Below are 9,743 nucleotides of genomic sequence, written 5' to 3'. Positions count from 1 at the left end.
TTTAGCGGACCGCTGTCAGTTTCACAGCGAGCCGATAAATCCCTAGCGGACCGCTGTCAGTTCCACACCGAGCCGATAAAGACAAACTACCTCCATCATTCAACAATTTTCACCCAATCTTTATATCTTATGTCCTTTATCGTCGTCATAGCTTCTTCAAAATCATAAAATTTAAATTTATAACAAGCAGTTTTCACACTTGTATCTCTAGTACAAAATTTTGCTAAATAACGTTTAATGGTAGTATCGGACAACTGATGATCCGCCAGCTGCAGCACCTTCCTCTTAGTCATTTTTTCATCAGGGAAGAGGAATTTAAAATCGCTAAAGGTACGTAAAACGTGGGTACTATTACTCTCCTTCGTCCCGCAATTTGCACACAAAAAATGGAATTGACCCTTCTCCAAATCAAAGTGCCCACAAACCCCACAATAAAGACCCAGCTTCAACGTCTTTATATCTACAGCATTTGGTAAATAGGGATTTTCAGCTATAGCAGTTTTAATTATTTCAGCTGCCTTCTTTGTACGATTGCCTACAAAACTACTACCCCGACTTGAAAAGTATGATCTAAGATAATTTCGTAACACGGTGGTCTTCCAGATCTTATCGTCGTCACTAATCAACCTAAAATCATCATTCACAAAGACAGTGGCTGACTCAACAATGTATTGAATGTTGTTCTCTGTCATTAGGCGCTGAAGTTTGTTTTTTGCTCGCACTGTTTGAACAAAAGGGTTATCACTCATCTGCCTTTGATTTCGATACCAATTACCATTTTCAAATCTATATTCACCGCTGTAGTTTTTGATTTCATTGAGTGATATTCTATCTTCAGCGATGATGATGCTATCAAACTGGGTATAACTTTTACCGATTTTCAAAAAGACATCACGAAATATATGCATATTTCTGTGGCCGGTTTCATCCAAAATCAAATCGTAATTCTTTTCTCCGATAAACCCCTTATGACTTGTTCTCAAGGCGGTTTGTTCTTCTTCTGTCAATACTCGACGTTTTCCTAAAGCGGCATAATGTAAAAGTTCGAATGGTTGCTTACGATGATTTAAGAACATTTTTCCTCCAATTTGTATATTTCCTCACTTCTATTTATACATGGAAAATATAGTTTTTCAGCTAAAAGCCCTCACAAATACAATAATGGCAAAAGTGTAAGTACTTATTTGAAAAATGGTAAAAAGCACCATACAAAAATCCCCCAGACTAGGAATTAGTCTGGGGGATTTTTTAAATACTATTTAGCGTATTCTATGGCCCTCATCTCACGGACAACTGTCACTTTTATGTGTCCTGGATATTGTAGTTCATCTTCTACTTGTTTTTTAATGTCTCTTGCTAATCGATGGGCTTTAAGGTCATCGATATTTTCAGGACTTACCATGACACGAATTTCGCGTCCGGCCTGAATTGCAAAGGTTTTTTCAACGCCTTCATAGCTTTCTGCTATGTGCTCTAGTTTTTCTAAACGTTTAACGTAGTTCTCGAGTGTTTCGCGTCTTGCACCTGGACGGGCAGCTGATAAGGCATCTGCCGCTGCAACAAGGATTGAAATGACGCTTGTTGGTTCAGCATCACCGTGGTGTGATTCAATTGCGTTGATAACTGTGTCTTTTTCCTTGTAACGTTTAGCAAGTTCAGCCCCGATTTCAACGTGTGATCCTTCTAGTTCATGGTCGATGGATTTACCGATATCATGAAGTAGCCCAGCACGGCGAGCGAGTGCAACGTTTTCGCCGAGTTCTGCTGCTAGGATACCTGCAAGATATCCAACTTCTATTGAGTGCTTGAGGACGTTTTGTCCGTAGCTTAGACGATATTTCATCTTACCTAAATGCTTAGAAAGTTCTGGATGTAAGTTATGAATGTCGAGTTCAAATGCAGCAGCTTCACCTGCGTCGCGAATTTCAGTTTCCATATTGCGACGGGATTTATCAACCATTTCTTCGATGCGTCCTGGGTGAATTCGTCCATCTTCTACGAGTGCTTCTAGGGCACTTTTCGCAATTTGACGACGAATCGGATCAAAGCCTGATAAGATTACCGCTTCTGGCGTATCATCGATGATGAGATCGACACCAGTCAGCGTTTCAAGTGTTCTAATGTTACGACCTTCACGGCCGATGATGCGACCTTTCATCTCATCATTTGGTAGGTTGACTACCGACACTGTGGACTCGCTTGTATATTCTGCTGCGTAACGCTGTGCCGTTAGAGCAAGCAGTTCACGCGCTTCTTTTTCTACATCGCGGGTCATTGCTTCTTTCTTTTCTTTTACCATTACAGCCATATCATGTGACAGTTCTTGTTCTACTTGAGAGAACAACTCTTCTCGCGCTTCATCACGAGTCAGTCCGGAGATGCGGGATAATTCTGTTTCTTGTTGACTAATTTTTTCATTAATCTCGTCATCCTTGGCATCTACCATCTGCTGTTTTTCTTCAATTTTAGCTTCTTTTTGTTCCAACGAGTCATCTTTCTTATCTAGCGTTTCGCTTTTACGATCTAAGGATGATTCTCGTTGAATTAATCTGTTTTCATATGCTTTCATCTCTGCGCGTTGACGATTCATATCATCATCGAAAGCTTCCTTCAGATTTTGGTTTTCTTCCTTCGCTTCGAGCAGCTTTTCTTTCTTGAGATTGTCAGCTTCTTTCTCTGCTTCTGAAATTATATGATCAGCTGATGTTCTCGCTTGTTGCTGCTTTTTCGTCAACATGTTATTGACAATAAAATATCCGATAACAACACCTAGAATAATACCAATTAGGATGAAGAGAATGTTCATTAAGTCCACAATAAACACCTCCCTATCTCGGTTCTAAAGTGTGTTAAATATAATATGAGTTGAATTAAAATATTATATATTACAATTTTAAATATAATGTTACATAAAAGCAAGCACGAGAATTTACATTTCCCGTGCTTGCCGACTTTTAATAAATTGCTATATAAGCTTATTTTAATTCATCTTCATCAAAGAGTGTACTTTCTTTCTCATCCTCTTCTTCAGTGACTTCAATATCTTCCCCAAAGCCGAGTGCCGAGCGCAGTTTTCTTTGGATTTCTTCGTATAGTTCAGTGTTTTCTTTTAGTGTATTCTTCGCATTCTCTTTACCTTGGCCAAGTCTTTCACCATTGTAAGAATACCAAGCACCACTTTTTTCAATGATGTCTTCTTCTACACCAAGGTCAATCACTTCACCGACGCGAGAAATACCTTCACCATACATGATGTCGACTTCTGCCACTTTAAACGGTGGTGCAACCTTATTTTTTACAACTTTAATCTTAGTACGGTTACCAACGATATCTTGACCGACTTTAAGACTTTCCGCACGGCGGACTTCAAGACGTACTGAGCTATAGAATTTTAGGGCACGTCCGCCGGTTGTTGTTTCTGGGTTACCGAACATCACACCAATTTTCTCACGAACTTGGTTGATGAATAAGGCAGTTGTGTTTGACTTAGAAATGGCACCTGAAAGTTTACGTAGTGCCTGAGACATCAGACGGGCTTGAAGACCCATGTGAGAGTCACCCATCTCACCTTCGATTTCCGCTCTAGGTGTTAGGGCTGCTACAGAGTCGATAACGACCATATCTACAGCACCACTACGTACGAAAGCTTCTGTAATTTCTAGTGCTTGCTCACCTGTGTCTGGTTGTGAAATATATAAATTATCAATGTCTACACCAAGATTCTTAGCATATTCTGGATCGAGCGCATGCTCTGCGTCAATGAAGGCACAGATGCCTCCATTTTTCTGAACTTCTGCAATCGCGTGTAGGGATACTGTCGTCTTACCTGAAGATTCCGGTCCATAGATTTCTATAATTCTGCCTTTAGGATAACCGCCTACACCGAGTGCTCTGTCTACTGTGACTGATCCTGATGAAGTGGTTTGTACCTTACGTCCAACGTCATCTCCTAGCTTCATTACCGAACCTTTACCAAATGATTTTTCCATATTTTTAATTACTGTATCTATCGCTTTATGTCTTTCGTCCATAATGTACCTCCAGTCGTGATTTCATATTTATTATATCACTCATAAAATAAAAAAGCGAATATATGTTCGCTTTTAAATACAAAATTTTAATTTTTGCTGACCATTTTCTAATTACCGCCAGGATTCATTACTAAACTTCACTTTTCTGTTGGTTTTTATCGACAATTTTTTATTTATGGTCTGCCTTAAAAACAGCACGGCCTTTAACAAAGTATTCGACTCCAGATAAGATCGTAAAGAAGACTGCAATGTACATTAATACCATACCTGGTGAAAATGGTAGGAAACTTGTCATAATATCACCGAAAAGTAAAAATACTAGTGCAAACATTTGAAAGACCGTCTTCACTTTACCAAGCTGGCCTGCTGCTGACACGTAGCCCTGCTCAATTTGTAAGAGTCTTAAACCTGTGACTGCAAATTCACGTGCGATGATGACGACTGCAATCCAGGATGAAATAACATGCCATTCAACTAGGACAATTAAACCGGTCGTGACAAGGAGTTTGTCGGCAAGCGGATCTAAAAATTTGCCCATGTTGGTAATGAGATTCCATTTACGGGCTAAGTAGCCATCTAAAAAGTCAGTCAATGCGGCAACGATAAAGGTAACAGCAGCAATGAGCTGTTCAATACGGATAACTTCCCCACCGAGGAAGGTCGTATTGCCAAAACCGAAATCGACTAAGGCAAAGATTAAGAAGACTGGAATAAGGATGACTCGAAACACAGTCAACCAATTAGGTATATTCATTTTGTCACTCCCTCGTTATGTTGAATTGATAATATATTGTTACCGTATCACCACGTAAGGAATTGTCGAGTGGCTGACCATCAATTGAGACATCAAAATTCGTAGAGTTTCCGAGTGCCAAATTTAATACAGACGCTTCTGGATCAATATCAAAAGTGCCACCTTCAGATTCCTCATATAGATAAGAATTTTCAAGGTCATCAGTTAGGCTAACCCAAGAAGGCTCATCTCCTGAAATTTCCACTGAAAAAGTGTCACTCGTCGTAATATTGTATATCAAAGTATTACCTTCACGATTGACAAAACTCACATCGGTTGTCGGCGCTTCTTCAGCTTCTTCCTCGCTTGTTTCCTCTGTTTCTTCTTCAGCTGTTTCTCCTTCTGGTTCTTCAGATTCAGCTTCTTCTTCTGGTGCTTCGGTCGATTCTTCTTCATTTGATGAAGCAATGTCATCAATAACTTCAGAGTCTGTTTCATAGACCCGTTTAGTTTCAAAGAGGTCACCTTCAGAACCGATTTGCAAAAGTACAAGCCAAACAACAAACAAGACTAGGATCATCGTAATAAAACCGATTAAAATTTTCTTTAAGTATTTAAAGTCCTGATCTTCTTTTTGATTTCTCTTCTGCTGATCTGTTGTCGCTTTTGGAAGCTCATCACTAAAACGCTCAAAGAGCATATCAGCATCGAGTTTTACGTAATCAGCATACTTTCTAATAAGGTGTTTGGTATGTTTCGGTTCAGGGAGTTTTGATAAGTCACCCGCTTCGATAATTAAGATGACTGATTTTTTTATACCTGAGCCACTTTCCATCTCTCTTAAAGTGATGCCGGATTTTTCCCTTTTATTTTTTAAGTAAGTCCCTAGTTTCATAATCTTTAGCTCCAATTAGAAAAAGTCCATGTTGTCACTTTCAAACCAGTGACGCTTCTTATGTTTTTCATAAGTAATTTCTTGACCTTCGTACTCACGTATTTCAATAATGTAATCAAAATCATCTTGAGTCAGTTTAAAGTAAGGATCTTCCATTAGTAAGTCAGGATGTTCGACGACAGTCGTACCCTCGTAGTTTATAATTTCGTTGACCAGACGTTTATGTTCATTATTTGTTGATTTAGATGTGACAGCACCGTCTATAATGTAGACGTTACCTTTGTCGTATTCCTGTTTGTGAAGACTCGTTCTTTCCGTCTGTTTTAACATTGTTGACGATAAGAACAACCACTTATCACCAGCTGTCACGCTCCCCGCAACTACGGATTCTGTCTTACCAACTCTTGGCATGCCGCGGACACCAATTAAGAAAGTATCATCAATCTCAAATAAACTCGCTAGAAAGTCAACAACAATACTAATTTCATCACGTGTAAAACTAAAGATATTCTTGTTCTCTTCAGCACGTTTGATGAATCGGCCATGACGTAGGGTCAAACGGTCAGTAATGGTCGGTTTTCTAATCTTTATAATTTCAATCTCATGGATGTGTCTGACGATGTTTTTAAAGCGTTCTAACTTCCACATATCGTCCGTACGAATCAACAGTGCACGCTGTGAAACTTCAACACCGTTAATCGTTTTAATTGAAAGACCAATATTACCTAAAAGACTTAGAATATCGCCCAGTAAACCTGGCCTGTCATCTAAATTTTTATATTCTAAATACACCTCTACTGTACGTTCAGGATAAAATTCAGGTTGTGTTGGATTCATGTAAACCATCCCCCGTTGATTTTTAAAACCTCTCCCGTAATGCTTCGTGCTTTACTAGATGCTAAATAAAGAGTGAGGTCTGCCACTTCTTCAGGCTCAATTAAACGGCCTTGCGGCAAATCTTCTAACATATACTTTATGTCTTCTTTACCTAGCTTTAATGTCATTCTACCACGGACCACACCAGGTGCTATAGCATTTACTGAAATTCCTGACGGTGCAAACTCCTTGGCCAAGGATTTGACCAAGGTCTCCTGTGCACCTTTAAAGGCACTATAAACACTTTCCATACTTGAGCCGTATGTCCCCCATACCGAGGACATGACGATAATCGATGCTTGCTCACTTTCTCTCAGCTTAGGAAGCAATATCTGAATAAAAGCGACCAAACTACGTATGTTTATATTGTACTGTTTATCGACAGTGCTTAAATCCGTATCTTGGATGAGTTCAAACAAAGCTTCTCCTGGAGTGTAAATTAATGTATCGATGACATCAATGTGTTGAAAGTATGACGCTAGATCGTCCCTTTCAATTGGCTGACTCAAGTCTAAATAATGATGGGTACTTTGAAATTTCGGCGCCTGTGTCTTTGAGAATGTGATGACATCATCATCTTTAAATTTCTTATGGACCGATGATCCGATATCACCACTTGCACCGACGATGACAACCTTAGTCATGTGGCTTCACGATGACACTTGAGACATTCATTTCATCGATAGAATTATTAAAGAATTCCTTCAAGTCATCTAAGCTAATACTATTGATTAGATCTGGCACTTCATAGAGATCGGCACCATCAAAGAGATACTTAGTAAACTGATTCGCAACGTATTCTGGAGAGTTTAAGCTCGTTAAATAATCACCTAATAACTCTCGCTTTTGACTCTGCAATCGCTTCTCGCTGAAGAAATCTGAGTCTTTAACTTCTTTAATAATGCGGATTATTTCTTGTGTAAATGTTTCTGGATGTTGAGTTTCCACAGCCATCAAAGTATGACGCACAAGATTATCTTCTTGATAAGAGAAATTAAAGGAATCATCTATAATGCCACGTTCTAAAAGATCCTCATAATAACTAGACTGTTCGCCAAAGACCATATCTAAGGCAAATAACATCGCTGCATCACGTTTTGATCTTAAATGACTATCTGCATCATCCGGGAGTGATTTAAAACCGAGCATCACTTTTGGTGTGGTCACTTGCAGATGAAGTTCTTGATTATAACGACTTACACCATAAGGTTCTTCTGGTAGGAAGCGTTCAATGTTTGATGGCGTCGTTGTCGGACGTTTATTTTGATGCGTTTCGATAAAGTTAAACGTTGCTTCGATATCGAAATCTCCTGCTAAAATCATGACCATATTATCCGGTGCATAGAATGTCTCATGGCATAGATATAAGTGTTCTGCAGTAATTTCAGAAATCGATTCTAAAGTCCCTGCAATATCAATTGCAACAGGTGAGTTTTCATACATTGAATTTAGGGTCTCATGGTAGAGTCTATAGCCTGGATTATCCTGGTACATCTTTATCTCTTCATTGATAATACCAATTTCCTTATCCACTTTTTCAGGTGTAAAATATGGAATTTCAACCATGTTCATCAAGAGCGTTAAGTTCTCTTCAAAATTTTCCGTAGCACTGAATAAATATGATGTCCGGTCCACTGAAGTAAAGGCATTGGCACTGGCACCCATTTCAGAAAACTTCGTAAAGACGTCACCTGATTCTTTGTCGAACATCTTATGTTCTAAAAAGTGAGCGATACCGTCTGGAACATTGTAAACCTTATCACCTGACTTAAAGTGATTATCAGTCGAACCATATTTAGTTGTATACGTTGCAAACTTTTTGTTATAACCTGACTTGTCGATAATATACACCTGTAAACCGTTATCCATTACCTGTTTATAGACGGTTTCATCAACGTGTTCATAGTATGTTTTTGTATACTTAGTCATCATTATTACCGCCTTTCAGCGTATATACTGTGTCCAGTTTAATCTTAGTAGCAAGGTTTATGATATCTGCCTTAGTGACTGCTTTTAATTGTTCAGTCCATTCTTTAACTTCTTTAGTCGTCGATTGATCTCTCAGTAAGCGATTATAATTTAAAGAGATCAAGCCTCTCGGCTTATCCATGGACTCTTTTCTTGAAGATAACATATTACGCTTGATTTCTTCGACGAAGCGCTCATCAAAATCACCATCTAAAACGCGATCAAGTTCTCGTTTAACTGCATCTTCAAAGACCTTGATATTGTCGTTATCTACCCCTGCTAGAACAAAGAGATAACCATTTTTAATATCCACTTGTGAATGGATGGAATATGCTAAGCTCATCTTCTCACGAATATTCGTAAATAAAAGTGATGAAGCAGAACCGCCAAACAATTGGTTGAAGACATTCAATGCCATGACATCACCAGGTTCAGAATACAGTACCCTAAAGCCTAGGTTAGCTTTCGCTTGTTCAATACGGCTTTCTGTCGTCTTGTACTTCACGTCCCCAGGTGCTTGTATTGGGTAGCCTTTATAAGGATAGAGCTTAGGTTCTTCTAATTGATGAACGTTCGCTAAGGCATCAAATACCTTATCATCCACTTTACCGGCAACTAGAATTGACATGTCGTTGTTAGCCATCATATCAGCATGAGCTGCTTTAACATCATCTAGCGTTAATTGTTCTAAGACTTCAATATCCCCAAATGATAAAATCCGGTACGGCTCATCATCAAACATAGTCTCTAAGAGAGACTCAAAGGCACGTTGGGCATAGTTATCCTTCATGCTCGTCAGACGATTTTTTAAAAGTCGCTTCTCTCTATCGAAAAATGCCTGATCTTCCTCACTATAAGAGAACGGTGAATACAACACATCTTTTAAGAGTGCTGTAATATCACCAAGCATATCCATATCTTCAAGAATAAACTTATCGTTTACAAATTCAATTGACACTTTTAATAGGTGGTCACTACCCTTCTTAATGACGTTAGAAGTTAAGTGTGCACCGTAATGCTCAGCTAAGTACTCAAGCAGTTTGGCATTAGTCGGATGTTCACTTGTTCTTTTGACCATCATACGACTGAGTAAACTCCTTGTTGTTGCCCCTTGTTCAGTCAGTGGCGTACGGAAGTAGATGCTGACGACAACTGTCTTAAACTTTTCGGTATATATTTTTACGATGGGTACATTATTAATAATTTTTTTCTCTACACCTTGCATAAGAAAAACTCCTAA

At 38.9% G+C, this 9,743-nt stretch carries 9 protein-coding genes; all 9 read right to left on the bottom strand.

Going from position 1 to position 9,743, the window contains the following annotated elements:
- Positions 1 to 95 precede the first annotated feature (95 nt).
- The 9 genes from EYB29_RS02935 to yfmF all read right to left on the bottom strand — a co-directional run bounded on the left by EYB29_RS02935 (position 96) and on the right by yfmF (position 9,728).
- A complete protein-coding gene (locus EYB29_RS02935) occupies positions 96 to 1,076 on the bottom strand; it encodes a nuclease-related domain-containing protein (RefSeq protein WP_166626523.1) in 981 nt (326 codons plus the stop codon).
- A 179-nt stretch (positions 1,077 to 1,255) separates the two neighbouring features.
- Positions 1,256 to 2,806, bottom strand: coding sequence for a ribonuclease Y (rny, locus tag EYB29_RS02930; RefSeq protein ID WP_371807496.1), 1,551 nt, complete (start codon positions 2,804 to 2,806; stop codon positions 1,256 to 1,258).
- Positions 2,807 to 2,975: 169 nt separating this feature from the next.
- Complete coding sequence (gene recA, locus EYB29_RS02925) at positions 2,976 to 4,031, bottom strand: recombinase RecA (protein WP_166626521.1); 1,056 nt, start codon at positions 4,029 to 4,031, stop codon at positions 2,976 to 2,978.
- A gap of 169 nt (positions 4,032 to 4,200) precedes the next feature.
- A complete protein-coding gene (pgsA, locus tag EYB29_RS02920; protein ID WP_166626520.1) occupies positions 4,201 to 4,785 on the bottom strand; it encodes a CDP-diacylglycerol--glycerol-3-phosphate 3-phosphatidyltransferase in 585 nt (194 codons plus the stop codon).
- Between the two features lie 4 nt (positions 4,786 to 4,789).
- Positions 4,790 to 5,659 (bottom strand): helix-turn-helix domain-containing protein, encoded by an 870-nt coding sequence (locus tag EYB29_RS02915; protein WP_166626519.1) that lies wholly within the window; start codon positions 5,657 to 5,659, stop codon positions 4,790 to 4,792.
- Positions 5,660 to 5,674: 15 nt separating this feature from the next.
- Positions 5,675 to 6,496, bottom strand: a complete 822-nt coding sequence (locus tag EYB29_RS02910; RefSeq protein WP_166626518.1) for a DUF3388 domain-containing protein — start codon at positions 6,494 to 6,496, stop codon at positions 5,675 to 5,677.
- On the bottom strand, positions 6,493 to 7,179 hold the full coding sequence (locus EYB29_RS02905; protein ID WP_166626517.1) for an SDR family NAD(P)-dependent oxidoreductase: 687 nt from the start codon (positions 7,177 to 7,179) through the stop codon (positions 6,493 to 6,495). The genes EYB29_RS02910 and EYB29_RS02905 overlap by 4 nt, the downstream gene beginning before the upstream one ends.
- Entirely contained in the window at positions 7,172 to 8,467 is a 1,296-nt protein-coding gene (gene yfmH / locus EYB29_RS02900; protein WP_240921820.1) for an EF-P 5-aminopentanol modification-associated protein YfmH, read from the bottom strand. The genes EYB29_RS02905 and yfmH overlap by 8 nt, the downstream gene beginning before the upstream one ends.
- Complete coding sequence (yfmF, locus tag EYB29_RS02895; RefSeq protein WP_166626516.1) at positions 8,457 to 9,728, bottom strand: EF-P 5-aminopentanol modification-associated protein YfmF; 1,272 nt, start codon at positions 9,726 to 9,728, stop codon at positions 8,457 to 8,459. Before yfmF ends, yfmH begins: the two co-directional genes overlap by 11 nt.
- Positions 9,729 to 9,743: the final 15 nt, after the last annotated feature.

This window comes from Jeotgalicoccus sp. S0W5, assembly GCF_011634875.1.
Taxonomy (GTDB): domain Bacteria; phylum Bacillota; class Bacilli; order Staphylococcales; family Salinicoccaceae; genus Jeotgalicoccus; species Jeotgalicoccus marinus.
The sequence above is the reverse complement of the archived record's forward strand: the minus strand, read 5'-3'. Positions and strand labels throughout refer to the sequence as shown.